This is a genomic window from Burkholderia sp. YIM B11467 (assembly GCF_052952715.1).
This window is the reverse complement of the sequence record NZ_JBQVSQ010000001.1, coordinates 1,177,157-1,196,256: the sequence shown is the minus strand read 5'-3', so window position 1 is coordinate 1,196,256 and position 19,100 is coordinate 1,177,157. Positions and strand designations below refer to the sequence as shown.

General features: G+C 63.9%; 17 protein-coding genes. 8 read left to right on the top strand and 9 right to left on the bottom strand.

Annotated features, from left to right (window positions below):
* Positions 1 to 765 precede the first annotated feature (765 nt).
* Positions 766 to 1,428, top strand: a complete 663-nt coding sequence (gene parA / locus ACTRWB_RS05425) for a ParA family partition ATPase (protein WP_027790199.1) — start codon at positions 766 to 768, stop codon at positions 1,426 to 1,428.
* A gap of 23 nt (positions 1,429 to 1,451) precedes the next feature.
* On the top strand, positions 1,452 to 2,513 hold the full coding sequence (locus ACTRWB_RS05420; protein ID WP_129516111.1) for a ParB/RepB/Spo0J family partition protein: 1,062 nt from the start codon (positions 1,452 to 1,454) through the stop codon (positions 2,511 to 2,513).
* 90 nt (positions 2,514 to 2,603) lie between these two features.
* On the opposite strand, the gene ACTRWB_RS05415 is transcribed toward ACTRWB_RS05420, so the two are convergent.
* Positions 2,604 to 3,971: a replication initiation protein gene (locus ACTRWB_RS05415; protein ID WP_048250666.1), complete on the bottom strand. Its 1,368-nt coding sequence runs from the start codon at positions 3,969 to 3,971 to the stop codon at positions 2,604 to 2,606.
* Positions 3,972 to 5,794: 1,823 nt separating this feature from the next.
* Between ACTRWB_RS05415 and ACTRWB_RS05410 the strand changes: the two genes are divergently transcribed.
* Positions 5,795 to 6,976 carry a DNA-binding protein gene (locus ACTRWB_RS05410; RefSeq protein ID WP_446901193.1) on the top strand — a complete coding sequence of 394 codons (1,182 nt, stop codon included), beginning with the start codon at positions 5,795 to 5,797 and terminating at the stop codon, positions 6,974 to 6,976.
* A gap of 136 nt (positions 6,977 to 7,112) precedes the next feature.
* On the opposite strand, the gene ACTRWB_RS05405 is transcribed toward ACTRWB_RS05410, so the two are convergent.
* The 3 genes from ACTRWB_RS05405 to ACTRWB_RS05395 all read right to left on the bottom strand — a co-directional run bounded on the left by ACTRWB_RS05405 (position 7,113) and on the right by ACTRWB_RS05395 (position 9,347).
* Complete coding sequence (locus ACTRWB_RS05405) at positions 7,113 to 8,126, bottom strand: tyrosine-type recombinase/integrase (protein ID WP_446901192.1); 1,014 nt, start codon at positions 8,124 to 8,126, stop codon at positions 7,113 to 7,115.
* Between the two features lie 101 nt (positions 8,127 to 8,227).
* On the bottom strand, positions 8,228 to 8,605 hold the full coding sequence (locus ACTRWB_RS05400) for a DUF2471 family protein (RefSeq protein WP_129516113.1): 378 nt from the start codon (positions 8,603 to 8,605) through the stop codon (positions 8,228 to 8,230).
* 130 nt (positions 8,606 to 8,735) lie between these two features.
* The gene (locus ACTRWB_RS05395; protein WP_059855291.1) at positions 8,736 to 9,347 is read right to left on the bottom strand and encodes a helix-turn-helix domain-containing protein; all 612 of its coding nucleotides are present in this window, start codon (positions 9,345 to 9,347) and stop codon (positions 8,736 to 8,738) included.
* Between the two features lie 161 nt (positions 9,348 to 9,508).
* Between ACTRWB_RS05395 and ACTRWB_RS05390 the strand changes: the two genes are divergently transcribed.
* Together ACTRWB_RS05390 and tdh are read left to right on the top strand one after the other, a co-directional pair.
* The gene (locus ACTRWB_RS05390) at positions 9,509 to 10,708 is read left to right on the top strand and encodes a glycine C-acetyltransferase (protein ID WP_129516114.1); all 1,200 of its coding nucleotides are present in this window, start codon (positions 9,509 to 9,511) and stop codon (positions 10,706 to 10,708) included.
* A 13-nt stretch (positions 10,709 to 10,721) separates the two neighbouring features.
* Complete coding sequence (gene tdh / locus ACTRWB_RS05385) at positions 10,722 to 11,750, top strand: L-threonine 3-dehydrogenase (protein ID WP_021163717.1); 1,029 nt, start codon at positions 10,722 to 10,724, stop codon at positions 11,748 to 11,750.
* Between the two features lie 398 nt (positions 11,751 to 12,148).
* On the opposite strand, the gene ACTRWB_RS05380 is transcribed toward tdh, so the two are convergent.
* Positions 12,149 to 12,565: a hypothetical protein gene (locus ACTRWB_RS05380; protein WP_446901191.1), complete on the bottom strand. Its 417-nt coding sequence runs from the start codon at positions 12,563 to 12,565 to the stop codon at positions 12,149 to 12,151.
* A complete protein-coding gene (locus tag ACTRWB_RS05375) occupies positions 12,562 to 13,200 on the bottom strand; it encodes a GNAT family N-acetyltransferase (RefSeq protein WP_446901190.1) in 639 nt (212 codons plus the stop codon). Before ACTRWB_RS05375 ends, ACTRWB_RS05380 begins: the two co-directional genes overlap by 4 nt.
* A 182-nt stretch (positions 13,201 to 13,382) precedes the next feature.
* On the opposite strand from ACTRWB_RS05375, the gene ACTRWB_RS05370 reads away from it, so the two are divergent.
* Positions 13,383 to 13,988 (top strand): TetR/AcrR family transcriptional regulator, encoded by a 606-nt coding sequence (locus ACTRWB_RS05370; RefSeq protein WP_412023508.1) that lies wholly within the window; start codon positions 13,383 to 13,385, stop codon positions 13,986 to 13,988.
* 64 nt (positions 13,989 to 14,052) lie between these two features.
* Positions 14,053 to 14,532: a nuclear transport factor 2 family protein gene (locus tag ACTRWB_RS05365; protein WP_129516118.1), complete on the top strand. Its 480-nt coding sequence runs from the start codon at positions 14,053 to 14,055 to the stop codon at positions 14,530 to 14,532.
* 489 nt (positions 14,533 to 15,021) lie between these two features.
* Here ACTRWB_RS05365 and ACTRWB_RS05360 read toward each other — a convergent pair whose 3' ends face one another.
* Positions 15,022 to 16,107 (bottom strand): tartrate dehydrogenase, encoded by a 1,086-nt coding sequence (locus tag ACTRWB_RS05360; protein ID WP_446901189.1) that lies wholly within the window; start codon positions 16,105 to 16,107, stop codon positions 15,022 to 15,024.
* 117 nt (positions 16,108 to 16,224) lie between these two features.
* Here ACTRWB_RS05360 and ACTRWB_RS05355 point away from each other — a divergent pair, with 117 nt between their 5' ends.
* Positions 16,225 to 17,148: a LysR substrate-binding domain-containing protein gene (locus ACTRWB_RS05355; RefSeq protein ID WP_419688263.1), complete on the top strand. Its 924-nt coding sequence runs from the start codon at positions 16,225 to 16,227 to the stop codon at positions 17,146 to 17,148.
* Positions 17,149 to 17,286: 138 nt separating this feature from the next.
* Here ACTRWB_RS05355 and ACTRWB_RS05350 read toward each other — a convergent pair whose 3' ends face one another.
* Positions 17,287 to 17,751 carry a signal peptide protein gene (locus tag ACTRWB_RS05350; protein WP_446901188.1) on the bottom strand — a complete coding sequence of 155 codons (465 nt, stop codon included), beginning with the start codon at positions 17,749 to 17,751 and terminating at the stop codon, positions 17,287 to 17,289.
* A gap of 60 nt (positions 17,752 to 17,811) precedes the next feature.
* The gene (locus tag ACTRWB_RS05345) at positions 17,812 to 19,029 is read right to left on the bottom strand and encodes a patatin-like phospholipase family protein (protein ID WP_048250647.1); all 1,218 of its coding nucleotides are present in this window, start codon (positions 19,027 to 19,029) and stop codon (positions 17,812 to 17,814) included.
* Positions 19,030 to 19,100: the final 71 nt, after the last annotated feature.

The window sequence follows — 19,100 nt, the reverse complement described above, 5'->3', positions numbered from 1 at the left end:
TATGCTCATAAAGTCAGGTGGCTCGTTATCCGGGGTGACGGATAGGGATCGGCGAGCCAACGCATTGCGATCGTCGTGTCGGGCCGCGAGGGAAGCAGATGCCAAGTGGATACGTCGGTGGGTTTATGCGCATAAAGCGTGTGGTGGTCACGTGAGGTAGTCGCGGATTCATCGTTCGCCAGCGCGCCGAGACCTCGGCATCGACGCGATCACTGCGCAGATAGGCTGCCTCGTCCGTGCATCGCTTCGCGGCGGATTCGAGGAGGTCGGCACGTGATCCATCGCCCCCGGTTTATGCGCATAAACGTAGCGTCCCGACAGCCCGTTGCGCTGAGGCAGACGGGTTCGATGGCGCACCTCGAAGCTGCGTACATGGCCATGGCGTGCAGTTCATAGCCCGTGCTCGGGAATACCAGACCGTCCCTCCACGCGGTTGCCCGCCTCGATCTCTGCCGAGTTTATGCGCACAAACTCACCGGCCCCGAGCCCAAACAGCCCACCTCCGCGACAGGGCAGAGCACGCCGAGATCGCAGCAACCCGCTGCGCGTGCCGACGATGCACCTCGTGATGGCCCAACGATCGAGCGACTCGTCGACCTCTCCAGGCATCAGCAACGCGATTCGATCGCGCCACCAACCACCGCCGGTTCGTTTATGCGCATAAACCGATAGCCCGAATGGCTAACGCGTAGTTGCCGAACGACAATTTCATTGAAATATAAATATCGTCCTGTAGAATTCCAACGACCAAAATAGGAGTGAAAATTGGCCGCGGAAATCATTGCAGTCACTCAACAAAAAGGTGGCGTCGGCAAAAGCACGATTGCCATGCACCTCGGTGCCGCGTTCCATGAAAAAGGGAAGCGCGTCCTCGTCATCGACGCAGACCGTCAAAACACGCTGGTTCACTGGTCGAGCGCATCCGGTGACAGCGAAAACGGCATCCCGTTTCCGGTCGTCAACCTTGCCGAAGCCGACGGCCAGATCCATCGCGAGATCAAGAAGTTCATCAACGACTACGACATCATCGTCGTGGACTGCCCGCCGTCGATCACCGAGAAGGTATCCGGCGTCGTCCTGCTCGCCGCATCGATTGCCGTGATCCCGACTTCGTCGTCGCCGGCCGATTACTGGTCGAGCGTCGGGCTGGTCAAGCTGATCCAGCAAGCGCAGGTCATGAACGAAGACCTCCGCGCCGTCTTCCTGCTGAACAAGACCGAAGAGAAGCGCATGCTGACCCGCGAGCTCAAGCGCGCGCTCGAGGAGCTCGGCTTCCCGTTGCTGAAAACGCAGATCCCGACCCGGGAAGCGTACAAGCAGGCGATGGCGCTCGGTCAGACCGTCCTGCAGATGAACGACCGCGGCGGCAAGCTGGCCGCCACCGAAATTCGCGCATGTGCCGACGAAATCGTCGCCATGCTGCCCTGACTTTATGCGCACAAAGGAGTCACATGAAACCTTCCCAATTTGCAAAAGGATTCCAAGCGCGCCCGGATATCACGACGAGCGAGAAGCGCACGGCGCTCGATCGGCTCAATGCGATTGACGGCATCGTCAAATCCGAGACGCCCACTCCGGCTCCGACCAAGTCCGCAAAGAAAGACATCGCGCCGCCTCCCGCTCCGGAACTCACGTTCGATCCGTCGATCGACGAATCGCCGCAATATCGCGCGTGGCGCCTCGAGAACCGCTATGCGCCGGGGCAGGTCATCGAGCTGGCGCTGAAGGCGATCAAACATAGCCCGTTCAACCCGCGGCACTTCTATCTGAAGTCGTCGATTGCCGAGCTCGCAGTCAACCTCGCGAAGCAAGGGCAACAGCAGGCGATCCACGTGATCCCGGATTACGACAACCCGGGCACGTATTTCGTCAGCGACGGCGGCCGTCGCGTGCGGGCGCTGAAAGAGGCGAACAAGGAATCGGTCAAGGCGATCGTGATCGACGTGCCGATCGGTATCCAGAGCTACAAGCTCGGCTACGACCTCAACGTCCAGCGCGATTCGCAGACGGTGTTCGACAATGCCGTCGTGTGGCGCCGCTTCCTCGACGACAAGCATTTCCAGAGCCAGAAGGAGCTCTCCGAGCATCTCGGCCTCGACGAGTCGACGGTGGCGGTCGCGCTGTCGATCGGCAAGTTGCCGGAAGCGATCATGCAGGAAATGGTCTCGCGTCCCGATCGCTTCGGCTCGAACATGGCGTATCAGGTCGGCCGCTATCACAATGCGCGCGGCACCGAGGCCACACTGCGGCTGATCAACAAGATCGTGTCGGACGACCTCAGCACGCGCCAGGTATCGGACATCGTCAAGGGCCGCGTCGCGGCACAGGAAACGCCGAAGGTCGCGGGCCGTCAGCGCTACGCGCAGCGTCTCGAGATCAAGCTCGGCGGCAAGTCGGTCGGCGACCTGAAGTCGTATGGGGAAGACCGCATCGAATTGCGCCTGCGCGGGCTCCCGAAGGACAAGCGCGACGCAATCCTCGAGCAGCTCGAGCGGATGCTGTTGTCGGAGTGATGGAAGCGGCCGGCAGGGCCTGGTGAGACGCCGGGCCCGCCCGATCGAGCAGGCGGCCGGCGGCGGCCCGTCAGCGGGCCTGAGCGGGCGTCAGGCGGCCCGCGACTGGTTCAGCGTGAACGACAGCAGGTCGCCGTCCGTCGGCTCGCCCCAGGTCTTCTGGGCCAGCCAGTCGAAAAAGGCCGTCTCGGCCAGCTTGGAATCGAGGCCGCGCTTGCGCCAATCGTCGCGCAGATGCGTGCCCATCGTCGGCAGCGCCTCCGATTCGAACGACTCGCGCGCCACATCGCGCTCGGCGTCGCCCTGCTCTTCGTACAGCACCTTCGCTTCCTTGCGGCGGAACGCCGCGAATTCGCTCAGCAGGCGTGCCTTCAGATCGTCCGGCTGGGCCGCCGCGACCTTCGCGGACGGCGTGCCGGCAGGCAGCGCGTCGACGGACTCGACCGGCGGCGCATAACCCTTCTTCAACGCATCCTTGAACAACGCCGGCGCGCTGCGCACCGGCGGCAGCGTCGTGCTGCGCATCCGCTGCTCGGTCATCTGCAGCGCGGCGCGAATGCGGTTTTCCTCGCTGTCCGCATAGAGCGTCTGCGCTTCCTTCAGCGGGATCCCGAGCTTCACCATCCGGTCGACCAGCGTGCTGTCGAACACGTTCGGGTGTTCGTCGAGCGCGAGCATCGGCTGCTTGCGCTCGGTCACGCGGAACTGGATCTCCGCGACCCGGCGCCCTTCACGGTGCTCGATCAGTTCGACGAAGATATTGGTGACTGCGTTGACTTCCGCGATCGCGGGACGCAGATAGTCCCGCTTGAAGTACTTGTACTCGCGCTTCGCCTCGTCGCCAGCTTCGGTATCGGGCGTGCCCGACAGGATCGGCCGCCACCATTCCCACTGCTCGCGCATCGTCAGGTGGCTCGGGTTCGTCAGATAACGCACGCAGATTTCGTACAGCGCGAGGCCGGCGCTGCTGCGCAGCTGGCTCTGGAACTGCAGGCTCAGGCGCGCGTACTGGACCGGGTCGAGCAGCTTCTTCTTGATCTTCGGCGCGAACGAGAATTCGACCCACACGCGGCGGGTCGTCGGATCCTCGAGAATTTCCGCGTCGGCGATCAGCGTCGAGATCCCCCACTTGCGGCCCGGCTTCTGGCTCGACGTGCCCGTGCTCCATTCGACCTGCACCGACACCATGCGGCGCAAGTGTTCCTTCACCAGCGCGGTGTCGTTCGAATCGAAGGCGGAGTTGGCGACGATATCCGACAGCAGCGCGCGATACGTATCGCCCGAGTCGTCGGCCTGCTGCGCAACAGCCAGCAGGACGTTGAACAGCTTGCGGGTCAGGAGCGTGATCTTGCCGCTCTTCGGCTGAATTGCGATCGCCTCGACGGCCTTGCGCAATTCGGCTGAGCTGGCACTCACCACATCCACATCAGTTTTCTTGGCGCGCTTCGTCGTGGCCATGCGTCGGGTCGGAGAGGAAGTTTTCCGGAAGGATAGCGCCTGTGGTGATGTGCGTCCAGAACGACATGCTCACCATAGCCGGTGAAGCGCGCGTGCAAAACGGCACTCACCCCAAGCGCTCCCGAAAACGCTCACCGGTCCGGAATTGCAGCGTTCCGGACTCGTCCAGATGTGCTGCGGGATGCGCCGATTCACAGAATTTCACCTGTGCGCGACACGTGCGGAACACGCTCCCGTATCGGCTCACCTTTCTATTTGTCGTAATTTTGCGACTGCCCGGCAGTGAGTTCGGCACAGGGTTGCAATTGCACCTCACTGTGCGTCCCCGATCGCCCCGCATCGGGCTGTATGCATGTACAGGCACGGCTTGCCGGGAGATCGTCATCCGCTCCGGCATCCGGAAAGACGCTTTCGAAACCGGCCTGTGCCGCTCGCCCAGGCATGCTTTGCCAGCCCGGGCGCGCATTGTACAGCGCACCAATCGTATCGGGTCCCGAAAATACTCACCTTGAGCACAGCTTGTTGTTTCGTCCGGATGGCAACAAACGCCCGACACGCGTGGGATTTGCTACCAAAGCCTCCCGAAAAGCCTCACCTTATTGAAAAAATGCGGCACAGCAACGCCCACGAGAACGGCTCCCGAAAAACCTCACCGTAACTGTCGCGGTATCAAAAACCCCAATGCCTTCCGATACTTATGCACAGCAGGCATTTGGCTGTGCGTCGCAGGGATCCCCCGAAAAGCCTCACCTTTCGACAGAAATCCTTCATACGACAACCATGTGTCGCCCCCCCGAAAAATCTCACCTGTGCCAAAAAGTGGCACAGCAAAAACGAGAATTCTTCCAGTCCTGGCGGGCTTTTCGGCGAATCCGGCCGTTCACAGGTCCCGAAAAGCCTCACCTTTGACCGTTTTTCGAGCAAATACCATTCCCGAAAATGCTCACCTGTGACCGGGATCTCAGCCTGTGATGCATGCCCCGAAAAAGCTCACCTCAACGGGATGGGGGCAGGAAAACCCGGATTTTCCTCCCGAAAAGTCTCACCTTTAGTGCATCACAGGCCCCGGAGAGCACTTTTGCTGTGCAAAATGGCGTTCGGTTCCCGGAAATCCTCACACCAAATTCCCGTGGAGTCCCGTGAAACCTCACCTTTCGTAAAAACTGCCCAAAAGATGGGCAGAATCGGGGCGCAAAGAGGGTCCCGCAAATTCTCACCCATGTCTGCACAGGCAGAAAACTGTGCAGCCCGGCACAGCGCGGGTTCTGTGGCTGTGCGGCCCCGAAAACCCTCACCTTTGGGAAATCTCGTGTTTCACTGTGATCCCGAATCCGCTCACGACCTTTCCTGCAACGGCTCACGCAGCTCCCCGAACCCAATCACTTCAGCTCCCGCAGAAGATCACCTTGGCTCCCGTAAAACTTCACCTTGCCAGCCGGAAACCCTTGCTACGTAAGGCTGTGCCGTGGCGTTAACGTTTTTAACTAAGGGTTCAAGGGTGTTTACTTCTAATACTCTCAAGACATGGGCCGACGAGTTTTCCACAGATACCCCAAACCCTGAACACCCACCGGCAATCGGTTCCGTTGTCATGTGAAACAAATGCCGGATTTCGCGGTCTGCTGGAAAATGCTTGTGCTACAAGGACTTGGCTGACTTTCTTCGCTTTGTTTCACGGAATTCCGGACCACGTTCGTCCGGATTGGCTCACAGCCCCGATTTCTGTGCACAGCGACGTAAATTCACAACGTCGACTCGAAATAGGTATCAAAGAATACGTATTTCGTTATGATTTGCACACTTCAATGTCTGTGAGCTCTGCCATGACCCTGGACGAAATGCGCCAAGTCATTCGGGACGAACTGGAATCGTTGCGTGCAAGCGGTGCGCGACGCCAGGAATTGTCGCTGCTTGCATGCAAGCGTCTGTTCTTCGATCTCGGCATCCGGCCGTCGGCCGCCAACGTCCGCGATCTCACCCAAACCGGCAGCGCCAGCGACATCCCGAAAGACATCGATCATTTCTGGGAGCGCATCCGTTCCGCGTCCAAGATCAGGCTCGACGGTGCGGCAATCCCGAAGGCCGTCGAGGAAAAGGCCGGCGCGTTGCTCGGCGCACTATATGAAGAAGCGTTGAAAGCGGCCCGCGACAGTCTCGACGGCGATCGCGAGCAGGTTCGCGCCGGCGTCGCCGACGCCGAACAACGGTTGCGCGACGCAACCGTGCGCCAGGAGACGCTCGAAGGCGCGCTCGCCCGCGGCGAAACCCGCAACGAGCAATTGCAGGCACGCGTGACCGAACTCGAGGTTCAACTCGCGTCGCAGACGACGCACGGTTCGGCAAACGAAGCGACGTTGCTCACCACAGTCGCCCGACTGGAGAAGGAGCTGACCGCGGCCGCCGGCCGTATCGACGCCGAGCAGGCGCAGAACGCCACGCTGCGCGACCGCATCGATGCGCTGCAAGCCGAATTGCAGCAACGCACCGAGCACTACGCGCAGCAAATCAAGGACGCGGTGGCCGAAGCCGAACGCCGCGTGAAGCCGATGCTGGTCGAGCTGGACTCGCTGCGCAGCATGGCGTCGACCTACCAGAGCGGTTTGCGCGACGTTCAGCGCAAGGAATTCGATTTCCTGCAGCAATTGAGCTCGGCCAAGGCGCGTGCCGATCGGCTCGAGGAACAATTGCGCACGCAGAGCGATGAACTGGAACGGGCGACGCGCGACGTGAGTTCGTTGCGCGCGAGCCGTGAAATGAATCCGGAAATCGCCGTGCTGATCCGGCGCCTGGCCGATGCCGGGCAACTGGATGCGGACGCGTTTTCCGCGATCGGGACCTCACTGGATTCCGAGATCACGGTGCCGACTCAGTGCCCGCATTGCGATGGCGAGCCGGAACTGTCGCATGGTGAAGAGGGTTTTGAAGTGGCATGCCCAGAGTGCGAGCACGCTTCAGGCGCATGGCCGTCCCGATTTGAAGCCATCACTCGTTTTGCACACACCTGATCCGCGGATCGGCGGCACCGCACAGGCAAGACGGTCCGGCGCGCTTGAGGTGAGGTTTTTCGGGAGAGGTGGAACGGTGAGGCTGCGTCACGCAAGGCTGCTCACGGATCGCTTCGCGTGAGCAGCCGTTTCCGGATCAGTGAGTTTCGTCGCTGTCGGAAGCGTCACCGTCAACCAGCCCGTCGCGCCAGTTTTTCCAGGCGCGATGCAGGCGGTTCGACGAGATCGGCCGCATGAAGCCCAGCCATTTGCCGACCCGTTCGGGCGGCACGTCGTTTTCGAACAGTTCGGCCGCGTAGGTATTGCGCAGCGTCTGCGGGCTCGCGCGAGCGGTGCGTGACGACGTGAGCCCGGCCGATTCGACGATCGCGTCGATGGCGCGCAGCATCGTCGCCTTGTGCATCGGCCGCCCGGCATGCGATGCCGGGAACACGAGTTCCCCCGGAATTTCCTGGCGCTTGCGTTCGGTGAGCCATGCATCGAGCAGTGCGATCGCGAACGAAGCCAGATGGGTTTCGCGTGCGAAATCCGGGTGCGTCGCCTGGATCTGCAGCGACGTGTTGCTCGTATTGATGCAACTAATCGTAAGTGCGCGCGCTTCGCCGGTTTTAATGCCGGCGCCGAGAAATGCCGCCACGAGCGCGCGATCGCGGCGCTCCTTCCAGTACGCGGAACCGGATACGCCGATCGGCGAAAACAGATACGCGAGCAACGTTGCGCGTTCGGCCGGTGTCAGGAAACCGGTCGGCTCGTTGTCGCGTGCCTTGCGCCAGTTCGCTTCGCCATCCTGAGCGATGAAGCGGGCCGGGTTGGTCGATGCGTACTCGGTGCGCCGGATGTGGTCGAGCACGCGTTCGATCAGCCGCAGATAACGCATTTTCTGGGTTTTCCGGATCGACAGCTCACCGACGAAGTTCGCGATCGTTGCCGTATCGACCGTGGCCAGATTCTTTTGATGCGTGCGCATCCACGTGAGAAATGCGCCCCATTGTGCGCGATAGACGTCGGCGGACGAGCGGCGATAGTCCTGCATGGCCAGCCACGCGTCGAATGCGGCTTCGGGCGACACGATCCAGTCGGATGCGCCGCGATCGAACAGATCCTTTTCTTCCGGGCGTGCGGGGGTGTCGGGAGAGGCGGGAAGGGACATGTGGTTTATTCCGTTAGTTGCGTATATGGTAGCCCTTTCCGCAACGTCTCGGGCAGCAAGAGGCTGGACAAGCCGCCATGCGCGGCGGCCCGGGTTGGCAGTCAGTCGCCCCACGCCTTGGACGGACGGTGAGCGCGTGCGCGAGACGCGGTGTCGTGCGACGTTGCCGCGGCTTCGTACGCGAGCACCGCGAACGAAAAGACGGCGGGCAGCGCATTCGAGCGCCCGAAGTCGATCGGATCGTCCGTTTCGGGAAACGTCATGTCCGACGGCCGTTCGAACAATTGACGCATGCCGGCCTCGTGGCGGCTGGCAAAGCCGAGATCGGCGAGCGCCTCGGCTTCGATGGCGTGCAGCAGGCGCCACGTCAGCGGCACGCGCTGGCGGATGTAGCGCCCGGCAATATGGCGGACGATCAGCTCGAGGTCGTGCGCGGCAGCCTTGAAGCTGAGCGCGGCCAAATCTTGTTCTTCTGTCATTGCAGGCTCCTGTCGACCGGGGCGGGCGCCTCGGTGCGCCAGCTCCGGCCCATGCATGGCGGAATGTCCGTATACTGTACAAATATACAGTCTTTTCCGCAACTGGCCCTTTGGCCAGCTATACGCGCCGTCAGCGGTGTATCACGATCAACAGTGCCCGTGCCTCGGCCTTGCCGGGGTTACGGATCGCGTGCGGCTCGTCGGCCGGGTAGCGCGCGGTGTCGCCGACCTTCAGGCGCCGGCTTGCCGCCGCGGCTTCGATCTCCATTGCGCCTTGCAGCACGGTGAGGTGCTCGCGCGTGCCGGGTTCGTGTGCGTTCGATACCAGCGCGCCGCCGCCCGGCAGTGTCAGCTCGTACCACTCGAACTTGCCGGCGAGGTCGATCGGGCCCCACACGCGCAACTGGTACCGGCCGTCGTGGCCGGCGAGCGTCGGAATGTCGTGCGGGCCGTCCACGCGGATCGTCTCGGGCGCCTTCGGCTGCGAGAACAGCTCGTCGAGCGTGATGCCGAGCGCGTTCGTCAGCCGCCAGGCCACCGCGATGGTCGGATTGGCCTTGTCGCGTTCGATTTCGGAGAGCATCGATTTCGATACGCCGGCCGCGCGCGACAGGTCGTCGAGGGTCAGCTTGCGCTCGTTGCGCAGCCGCTGGATCTGCTCGCCGACACGCGGCGGCGTGGCGGCCGGCGGCTGCGGTGCGGCGCTGGCAGGCGTGCGCCGCGATCCGGAGGAACTTGCCATTTGGATTCCGTTCGCTTAGAGTTGTTCGGTATTTCGAATTCTAGTTCGGAATATCGGATAAATGCGGTCAACCGAACGACCGACTATAACAGTAGCAGGCCGTTGCGCCGCCGCCACGAGCGGCGCGCCGCGGAATGCGAATCCCTGTCAGGAGCTTTGCGATGCGTGATGCTTTTCTCGCCCAGGTGCGCGGGACGCTCGACCAGATCCGCGCGGACGGTTTTTACAAGACCGAGCGCGAGATCGCGAGTCCCCAGGCGGCGGCCGTGCGGCTCGCCGGCGGCGCCGGCGTGCTCAATTTCTGCGCGAACAACTATCTGGGGCTGGCGAACGACCCGCGCCTGATCGGCGCGGCGAAGGCCGGCCTCGACCAGGACGGCTTCGGCATGGCATCGGTGCGCTTCATTTGCGGCACGCAATCCGTGCACAAGCAACTGGAAAGCGCGCTGGCCGCGTTTCTCGGCACCGAGGACAGCATCCTCTACTCGAGCTGCTTCGATGCGAACGGCGGGCTGTTCGAGACGCTGCTCGACGAGAACGATGCGGTGATCAGCGATGAACTGAACCACGCGAGCATCATCGACGGCATCCGCCTGTGCAAGGCGAAGCGCTTTCGCTACAAGAACAACGACCTGTCCGACCTCGAGGCGAAGCTCAAGGAAGCCGATGCGGCGGGCGCGCGCCACAAGCTGATCGCGACCGACGGCGTGTTCTCGATGGACGGCATCATCGCCGACCTGAAAGGCATCTGCGATCTCGCCGATCGCTACGGCGCGCTCGTGATGGTCGACGATTCGCACGCGGTCGGCTTCATCGGCGCGAACGGTCGCGGCACGCCCGAGCACTGCGGCGTCGAAGGCCGCGTCGACATCATCACGGGCACGCTCGGCAAGGCGCTCGGCGGTGCATCGGGCGGTTATGTCGCCGCGCGCCGCGAGGTCGTCGAACTGCTGCGCCAGCGCTCGCGTCCGTATCTGTTCTCGAACACGCTCACGCCGAGCATCGCCGCGGCATCGCTGAAAGTGCTGGAACTGCTCGGCAGCGACGAAGGCGCGAAGCTGCGCGAGCGCGTGCGCGAGAACGGCGCGCGTTTCCGCGAGCAGATGACCGAAGCCGGCTTCACGCTCGTGCCCGGCGCGCATCCGATCATCCCGGTGATGCTTGGCGACGCGCAACTCGCGACGAACATGGCCGACCAACTGCTCGGCGAAGGCGTCTACGTGATCGGCTTCTCGTTCCCCGTCGTGCCGCGCGGCCGCGCGCGCATCCGCACGCAGATGAGCGCCGCGCATACGCCCGAACAGATCGACCAGACGGTCGCCGCGTTCGTGCGCGTCGGCAAGTCGCTCGGCATCATTTGACGGAGGCGCGACCATGAAAGCACTGGCAAAGCTCGAGCGCGGCCCCGGCCTTACGCTCACCCGCGTGAAGCGTCCCGAAGTCGGCCACAACGACGTGCTGATCAAGATCCGCCGTACGGCGATCTGCGGCACCGACATCCATATCTGGAAGTGGGACGACTGGGCGCAGAAGACGATTCCCGTGCCGATGCACGTCGGTCACGAATATGTCGGCGAGATCGTCGAGATGGGGCAGGAAGTGCGCGGCTTCGCGATCGGCGATCGCGTGTCCGGCGAAGGCCACATCACGTGCGGTTTCTGCCGCAACTGTCGCGCGGGGCGCCGGCATCTGTGCCGCAACACGGTCGGCGTCGGCGTGAACCGCGAAGGTGCGTTCGCCGAGTATCTGGCGATTCCGGCGTTCAACGCGTTCAAGATTCCGCCCGAGATCTCCGACGATCTCGCGTCGATCTTCGATCCGTTCGGCAACGCGACGCACACGGCGCTGTCGTTCAACCTCGTCGGCGAAGACGTGCTGATCACCGGCGCGGGCCCGATCGGCATCATGGCCGTCGCGATCGCGAAGCACGTCGGCGCGCGCAACGTCGTCATCACCGACATCAACGACTACCGGCTGGAACTCGCGCGCAAGATGGGCGCGACGCGCGCGGTCAACGTCGCACGCGAGTCGCTGCGCGACGTGATGACCGACCTGCACATGACCGAAGGCTTCGACGTCGGTCTCGAGATGTCGGGCGTGCCGAGCGCGTTCACGAGCATGCTCGAGGCGATGAACCACGGCGGCAAGGTCGCGCTGCTCGGCATTCCGCCCGCGCAGACGGCGATCGACTGGAACCAGGTGATCTTCAAGGGGCTCGAGATCAAGGGTATCTACGGCCGGGAGATGTTCGAGACCTGGTACAAGATGGTCGCGATGCTGCAGAGCGGCCTCGACCTGTCGCCGATCATCACGCATCGCTTTGCGGCCGACGATTACGAGAAAGGCTTCGCCGCAATGCTGTCCGGCGAAAGCGGCAAGGTGATTCTCGACTGGACGGCCTGAGTGCCGAAGGGGCAGCGCGGCTCGTTCGCCGCCTGCCCCGCTTTCGTTTGCCGCTGCGTTTTCGAAGCCGGAACGCACGCATCCGGGCTTGAGGTGAGATTTTTCGGGAGCTGTGTTTGCATGCCGAATCGTGACGCGATCGCACATCGGTGACCTGCAATCGCACGTTCGCTTCACCTGTCGGCGCCGGCCTGCCGCTTCCGCATCGCTTCCCCCATCACGCCATTCGGCGCCTGTTTTTCCTCTTCCGCGCACTCCCCTGCTTCGCTTGCATGGCGATCGTTCGCTGCGCACCGTATGCGATGTCTTGCCGAACCGCGACGCCAACCGTGAGCCCGCGAGCCTCGTTGCAGCTCACTCATGCACGATGCGATCGGCATCGTGCGGTGCGCGGACCGCTACTTGATCCGTTCACCATTCGACCCGCGCGGGTCGAGCTGAAGACTCAACACGACGAGCCAGCGTTTCGGGCACTGCGGCGCCACGTCGATCAGATCGCCGTGCGTGCCGGGAGTCGTGACGAACCCGTGCTGCGCCGCGAACTGATAGGCGCGTAGCGCATCCGCCTGCAGCCAGAAGCTGACGAGCGCGCAGGTCACGAAGCGGAACAGCAGCAAGGTCGCCGCTTCCGGCGCGAAGCCGGCCGCGACCAGCAGGCTCTCGAACGCGAGCGTCAGCACCTGCGCTACCGCGATCGTGATGAGCGTCAGCTTCATCACGCCGCGCAGCCGCAGCGCCGCACGAACGCGTGCTTGTTTCACGTCGAGGTGCGCGCGATCGTCGCCGCCGTCGTGCTTCGGCATCTCGTGTTTCATGAGGCCGCACCGGTTTGCCGCGCGACGTCGATCTGCGTCGTGTCGCAGGCAGGCATGCGGTCGTACGCGACGCCGACGGATTTGCACAGGATCGTGCTGTCGTAGTTGTGTCCCGGGAAGCGCATCACGTCGACCGGTTGAAAGCCTTCGCGACGATAGAAATCGACGAGCCGGACAGCCGCGTACGGCGCGTCGAGCGCGAGGTGCGTCGCACCGCGCGCGGCGGCCCGCCGCTGTGCGAACGCGAGCAGCGAACGGCCGATGCCGCGATCCTGCCAGACAGGATCGACGGCCAGTTGGCCGAGCGTCGCGACGTGTCGGCTGCGATACGGATCGCAGCGGGAATCGGGATCGTGCGAATGCATTGTCATCGTCGCAACCAGATGCGCGTTGCCGAGCGCGACGAAGCACTCGCTGGTGAGCACGCGTTCGCGCGTCGCCGAGGCCGGCTGATCGACGCACGGGCAATTGAAGCCCAGTGCGCCGAGCGGCGCAAACGCGCGATGCAGCAGCGCGGTCAACGCGTCGTACGAATCGCTGCGCGGGTCGAAGCGCCGCACGACGACGCGGCCGTCGAGCCGCTTCGCATAAGCCGCATAGGCGCGCGCGGGGCGCGCGGATTCCGGTCGCTGCATGATGTCCTTTCGCCCAGACAGGGTGACCGAAGTGTAGTGAGCGTCACGTATCCGCTTCAAGAAAAAATGTCGTAAACGCGGCGGGCCTCGTCGCGCGCTCACACAGCGGATCAGCCCTCTCGCTGGCAGGGCTTTTTCACATGGGTGTTGACGATGGAGAACGATCGTTCTACTGTAAACCCATGAACACACATCACGACCCCTCCGGCGAACCAGGCGTTCGCGACCGGCTGCTCGATGCGGCCGAAGCGCTGATTTATTCGGGCGGCATCCACGCGACCGGCGTCGATGCGATCGTGAAGCGCTCCGGCGCCGCACGGAAAAGCTTTTATTCGCATTTCGAATCGAAAGAGGCGCTGGTGGTGGCCGCGCTCGAACGCCGCGACGAGCGCTGGATGCGCTGGTTCGTCGACGCAACCCATGCGCGCGGCAAGACGCCGCGTGCGCAGCTGCTCGGCATGTTCGAGGTGTTGCGCGACTGGTTCGGGCAGCCCGACTTTCACGGCTGCGCGTTCCTGAACGCGTCGGGTGAGATACCCGACGCCGACGATCCCGTGCGCGTCGTCGCGCGGGCACACAAGGCACGCCTGCTGGCGTTCGTACGCGAGCGGTTCGATGCGTATGCGGACGAAACAGGCATCGAGCGCCGCGGGCTCGCGCGCATCGCGCGTCAGTGGCTCGTGCTGATCGACGGCGCGATCGGCGTGGCGCTCGTCAGCGGCGATGCAAACGCGGCGCGCGATGCGCGCGCGACAGCCGAACTGCTGCTCGACACCGTGTCACGGTAGTCGATGCAGCGAATCCGAACCGGCCGCGGGCGTCCGCGGCCAGAACCCTGAACAGGAGCAACCCATGTCCGATTCCCCCGAAGTCCGCCCGCCCGTTCCGCCTTTTACGCTCGAATCGGCGCGCCAGAAGGTGCGCGCCGCCGAGGATGGGTGGAATACGCGCGACCCGCAGCGCGTGTCGCTCGCTTATACGCCGCAAAGCCAATGGCGCAATCGCGCGGAATTCGTGACCGGCCGCGACGAGATCGTCGGGCTGCTGCAGCGGAAATGGACGCGCGAACTCGACTACCGGCTGATCAAGGAGCTGTGGGCGTTCGGCGGCAATCGCATCGCGGTGCGCTTTGCGTATGAATGGCATGACGACGCCGGCAACTGGTTTCGATCGTACGGCAACGAAAACTGGGAGTTCGACGAAAACGGCCTGATGGCGCATCGTTACGCGTGCATCAACGACCTGCCGATTCGTGAGGAAGATCGTCTTTATCACTGGCCGCTCGGCCGCCGTCCGGACGATCATCCGGGGCTGTCCGATCTCGGGCTGTGAGGTTCGCGTCCGTTCAACGGATCGCCGGACGCATCACCCGGGTTCGATGGTGAGTAAATTCGGGAGCTGTGCGCCAAAGGTGAGGTTTTTCGGGACGAGGTGAAATGTCGCGTCGGACTGTGTGTTTCGAACAGATCGACGTGGCATTGCACCGTGCATGCGGGACCTGTTGTGCACATCGATAGCGCGTGATGCACGTGTCGACGTGCAACGGTGTGCTTCACCGCGCGGTGCATCTCACCCATCGAGCGGATTTGGCGCTGTGTTGGCGATCGGTGTGCGTGAACGTGCTGTGCCACTCACCGATCGAATCGATTGCGACGAGAGACAGCGCAAGCAGTGCGCGTTGCGGTGTGTCGTTGCTCACCGCTCGACCTCACCACGCACGCATCGGAACCTGCACGAGTGCGCAAACACATCGCGTGTTGCTCACCGCCGGCTGATGCGTGAAACCCTGCCCGGCGCGATCACTCGCGCCGGGTTCGACCGTCAGCCCGCAATCCGCACGGCGATCGCCTCGCCCACTTCCTGCGTCCCTGCATGGCCGCCGAGATCGCGCGTATGCGGCCCGGTGCGCAGCACGTCCTCGATCGCGGCGACGATCGCATCGTGCGCTTCGCGTTCGGGGCCCGCGCCATTGCCGAGGAAGTCGAGCATCATCGCCGCCGACCAGATCATCGCGACCGGATTCGCGATGTATTGCCCCGCGATGTCGGGCGCCGAGCCGTGCACGGGTTCGAACAGCGACGGAAACGTGCGGTCGGGGTTGAGGTTGGCCGACGGCGCGATGCCGATCGTGCCGGTACAGGCCGGCCCGAGGTCCGACAGGATGTCGCCGAACAGGTTCGATGCGACGACGACGTCGAAGCGGTCCGGCTGCAGCACGAAGCGCGCGCACAGGATGTCGATGTGCTGCTTGTCGACGGCGATCTCCGGATAGCGTTCGGCCATCTCGGCCGCGCGCGCGTCCCACCACGGCATGCTGATCGCGATGCCGTTGCTCTTCGTCGCGACGGTGAGGCGCTTCGCGCGCCGCTGCGCGAGTTCGAACGCGAATTTCAGCACGCGCTCGGTGCCGTGACGCGTGAAGATCGACTGCTGCATCACGACTTCGCGCTCGGTGCCTTCGAACATCGTGCCGCCGACCGACGAGTATTCGCCCTCGGTGTTCTCGCGCACGATCATGAAGTCGATGTCACCCGCGCGGCGGCCGGCAAGCGGCGACGGCACGCCGTCGAACAGGCGCGCGGGCCGCAGGTTGATGTACTGGTCGAACTCGCGGCGGAATTTCAGCAGCGAGCCCCACAGCGAAATGTGATCGGGCACCGTCGCGGGCCAGCCGACCGCGCCGAACAGGATCGCGTCCATGCCCGACAACTGCGCCTTCCAGTCGTCCGGCATCATCTTGCCGTGCTGCGCGTAGTAGTCGCAGCTGGCCCAGTCGATCTGCACGAAATCGAAACGAATGCCGAAACGCGCGGTCACGGCGGTGAGTGCGCGCAGGCCCTCGGGCATCACTTCACGGCCGATGCCGTCGCCGGGGATCACGGCAATTCTGTAGGTCCTGTCGGTCATGCAAAGCTCCTTGGCGGGTCGGCCGGCTGCCGGGGGATGCAGCGGCGCGTGACGTCATTCTATTTATTTCCATCTGGATTAAAATCGCGCGAAAGGTTAATCGACTTTCCACGAATCGTGAACAAATCGCCGAACCTCGACGACCTGCGCGTGTTCAGCCTGGTCGTCCGCCTGACGAGCTTCAGCGCGGCTGCCGAGCAGCTCGCGGTGTCGCCCGCCTATGTCAGCAAGCGTATCGCGTTGCTCGAGGCGCAGCTCGGCACGCGCCTGCTGCATCGCTCGACGCGCCGCGTGACGGTCACGGAAGCCGGCGAACGCGTGTTCGCGCGCGCTGAAAAGATTCTCGACGACGTCGATCATCTCGTCGAGGACGTGTCGACGACGCGCACGGTGCCGCGCGGCACGCTGCGCATGTCGAGCAGCTTCGGCTTCGGCCGGCACGTCGTCGCGCCGGCGCTGCTCGACTTCACGGTGCGCTATCCGCAACTGAACGTGCGCCTCGACCTGTTCGACCGGCTGGTCGATGTCGCGGGCGAAGGCTACGACCTCGACGTGCGCATCGGCGACGACATCTCCGATCATCTGATCGCGCGCCGCCTCGCCGCGAACTACCGCGTGCTGTGCGCAGCGCCCGACTATCTCGCCAGGCGCGGCACGCCGCGCTCGCTCGCGGATCTCGCGTCGCACGATTGCCTTGCCATCAAGGAGCGCGATCACCCGTTCGGCGTGTGGCGGCTGAACGTGCGAGGAGAAACGGCGACGGTGAAGGTCGGCGGCGCGCTGTCGACGAACCACGGCGAGGTCGCCGTGCAATGGGCGCTGGCCGGACGCGGGATCGTGTTGCGTTCGATCTGGGAAGCCGGGCCGCTGATTGAACGCGGCGCGTTGTGTCGCGTGCTGCCGGACGCAACCCAGCCCGCGAACATCTGGGCCGTTTATCCGGAACGCGTCGCGGCGTCGGCGAAAGTACGCGTGTGCGTGGATTTTCTGGCGGAGACGCTGGCCGGTCTGAATGCCGCAGCGAGTGACGATACGGCCTGAGAACGGCCAAAGGTGAGCTTTTACAGGAAGCTGAACCGCGCGCGCCCGGCGGCGCGTTTTACGTCGAAACGTGAGCGGCGCGACGCCGTGCAAATCACCGTTGAACTTGCGTGATAACGGCGCCGCACGATTCGCCCGTCACAGCCGGTTGTCCTTCGCGAGCGTCAGCACGCGCGCCCAGCGCTGCGCATCGCGCTTGTCCGTCATCGGCAGTTTCCATTCGCTGCGCACGGCGTCGCGCACGCGCACGACGAGATGCCAGCGGCCGCCGATCGGCGCGGCCTGGCAGCCGTCGAGTTGCGACAGCGTATAGCGGCCATCCGCGCCGTCATGCGACAGCCACAGCAGCCCCTGTGTCGCGGATACGCGCAACTCGCCCCACGCGCGATGCACGACGTGGGTCCAGCCTTCTTCCTTCGTGTTCGGTGCGATGTCGCGGCGGCGCTTGATCCACCAGGCGACCAGCGCGATCAGGATCGCGGCGGCGAGTACGGCGGCCGCGATCGCGACCGGCTGGCCGAATTGCGCGGCGATGACGTGAAACAGGTGAACCGCGCCCCATCCAGCAGCGATGAGCGCGAACAGTGCAATGAAAATCGGCATGTCTGATCGGGGAAGAGGACGGACCGGCGCAGGCATCGCGCCGATCCGTCGCGCAGCGCATTACCGGCGGCGGTGAATGTCGTGCGTCACGAAGCCCGCGTCGTTGTTGGGCAGCGCGAGGCCGTCCTTCACTGCGAGCGTCTTGCGGATGTCGTCGAGACCCGCGGACCAGTGGTCGCGCATCGTCGACAGACCGAACTGATAGTCCTTGTAGTGATGCTCGTACGCCTTCTGCTGATAGATCAGATGCTGGATGTTGTACTTCTTGCTGCACGACATCGCATCGGCTTCGACGCACCACGGATCCGCCTTGCGTTGCGCTTCAGGCACCTGGTCGAGCACGTGTCGCAGCACGTTGCGGTAACGCTGTTCGCGTTGCAGCGTGTCGGTGACGAAACGCGTGCGGCTCGAATACTGCACGTCCTTCGTGCGTTCGGCGACGTCGGCCATCGTGCGCGGCAGCGGCCCGCGCGCGCTCCACAGATCGACCTGGAACGCGAGCGTGTCGCGGCGCGGCCGGGCGCGGAGCACTTCCATCAGCGGCGTATTCGACACGACACCGCCGTCCCAGTAATACTCGCCGTCGATCTCGACGGGCGGGAACGCGGGCGGCAGCGCGCCGGACGCCATGAAGTGCTCGGGCGCGAGGCGGATACGCGAGTTGTCGAAGTACACGAAGTTGCCGGTGCCGACGTTGACCGCGCCGACCGACACGCGCGTCTCGCCCGAATTGATCCGGTCGAAGTCGCACAGCTTCAGCAGCGTTGCGCGCAGCGCCGACGTGTCGTACCAGCTGATCTTTTCAGGATGGTCGGACACGCCCGGCAGCGGCGGCGGGAAGCGCGGCACGAAGAATCCCTGCTGGCCCTGCATCATCGCGCTGGCAGCCTGCGACGCGGTGAAGAACGTGCGGATCTGGTCGATGCTGTTGAACAGCGCGAATTCGAACGCGGCCGGAATCGTGGGAAAGAACGCCGGCTGGCAGATCGTTTCCCAGAATTCGCGCAGGCGCTCGACGCGATGCTCGGGCGCATTGCCGGCGATCAGCGCGGTGTTGAGCGCGCCGATCGAGATGCCCGCGATCCAGTCGAGCGGAACGTCCGCCTCGTGCAGCCCTTCGAACACGCCGGCCTGATACGCGCCGAGCGCGCCGCCGCCCTGCAGGACGAGCGCGATCGTCTCGTACGGCAACGACCGTGCAGGGGCCGGCGCGCCGGCTTCGTGTTGCAGGTCCGCCGCGTCGACGGCCTGCTTTTCTGTTCGGGCGTGCGGCTTCATCAATTGCTCCGGGAAATCCCGCCATGGATGGCGGAGAGGAAAGGCAAGGTGCGGGAATTGCCTCCCGTCAG

Coding starts and splice junctions, on each gene's coding strand:
- ACTRWB_RS05420 (WP_129516111.1), top strand. CDS start 1,452: ATGAAACCTTCCCAATTTGCAAAAGGATTCCAAGCGCGCCCGGATATC.
- ACTRWB_RS05415 (WP_048250666.1), bottom strand. CDS start 3,971: ATGGCCACGACGAAGCGCGCCAAGAAAACTGATGTGGATGTGGTGAGT.
- ACTRWB_RS05410 (WP_446901193.1), top strand. CDS start 5,795: ATGACCCTGGACGAAATGCGCCAAGTCATTCGGGACGAACTGGAATCG.
- ACTRWB_RS05405 (WP_446901192.1), bottom strand. CDS start 8,126: ATGTCCCTTCCCGCCTCTCCCGACACCCCCGCACGCCCGGAAGAAAAG.
- ACTRWB_RS05400 (WP_129516113.1), bottom strand. CDS start 8,605: ATGACAGAAGAACAAGATTTGGCCGCGCTCAGCTTCAAGGCTGCCGCG.
- ACTRWB_RS05395 (WP_059855291.1), bottom strand. CDS start 9,347: ATGGCAAGTTCCTCCGGATCGCGGCGCACGCCTGCCAGCGCCGCACCG.
- ACTRWB_RS05390 (WP_129516114.1), top strand. CDS start 9,509: ATGCGTGATGCTTTTCTCGCCCAGGTGCGCGGGACGCTCGACCAGATC.
- tdh (WP_021163717.1), top strand. CDS start 10,722: ATGAAAGCACTGGCAAAGCTCGAGCGCGGCCCCGGCCTTACGCTCACC.
- ACTRWB_RS05380 (WP_446901191.1), bottom strand. CDS start 12,565: ATGAAACACGAGATGCCGAAGCACGACGGCGGCGACGATCGCGCGCAC.
- ACTRWB_RS05375 (WP_446901190.1), bottom strand. CDS start 13,200: ATGCAGCGACCGGAATCCGCGCGCCCCGCGCGCGCCTATGCGGCTTAT.
- ACTRWB_RS05370 (WP_412023508.1), top strand. CDS start 13,383: ATGAACACACATCACGACCCCTCCGGCGAACCAGGCGTTCGCGACCGG.
- ACTRWB_RS05365 (WP_129516118.1), top strand. CDS start 14,053: ATGTCCGATTCCCCCGAAGTCCGCCCGCCCGTTCCGCCTTTTACGCTC.
- ACTRWB_RS05360 (WP_446901189.1), bottom strand. CDS start 16,107: ATGACCGACAGGACCTACAGAATTGCCGTGATCCCCGGCGACGGCATC.
- ACTRWB_RS05350 (WP_446901188.1), bottom strand. CDS start 17,751: ATGCCGATTTTCATTGCACTGTTCGCGCTCATCGCTGCTGGATGGGGC.
- ACTRWB_RS05345 (WP_048250647.1), bottom strand. CDS start 19,029: ATGAAGCCGCACGCCCGAACAGAAAAGCAGGCCGTCGACGCGGCGGAC.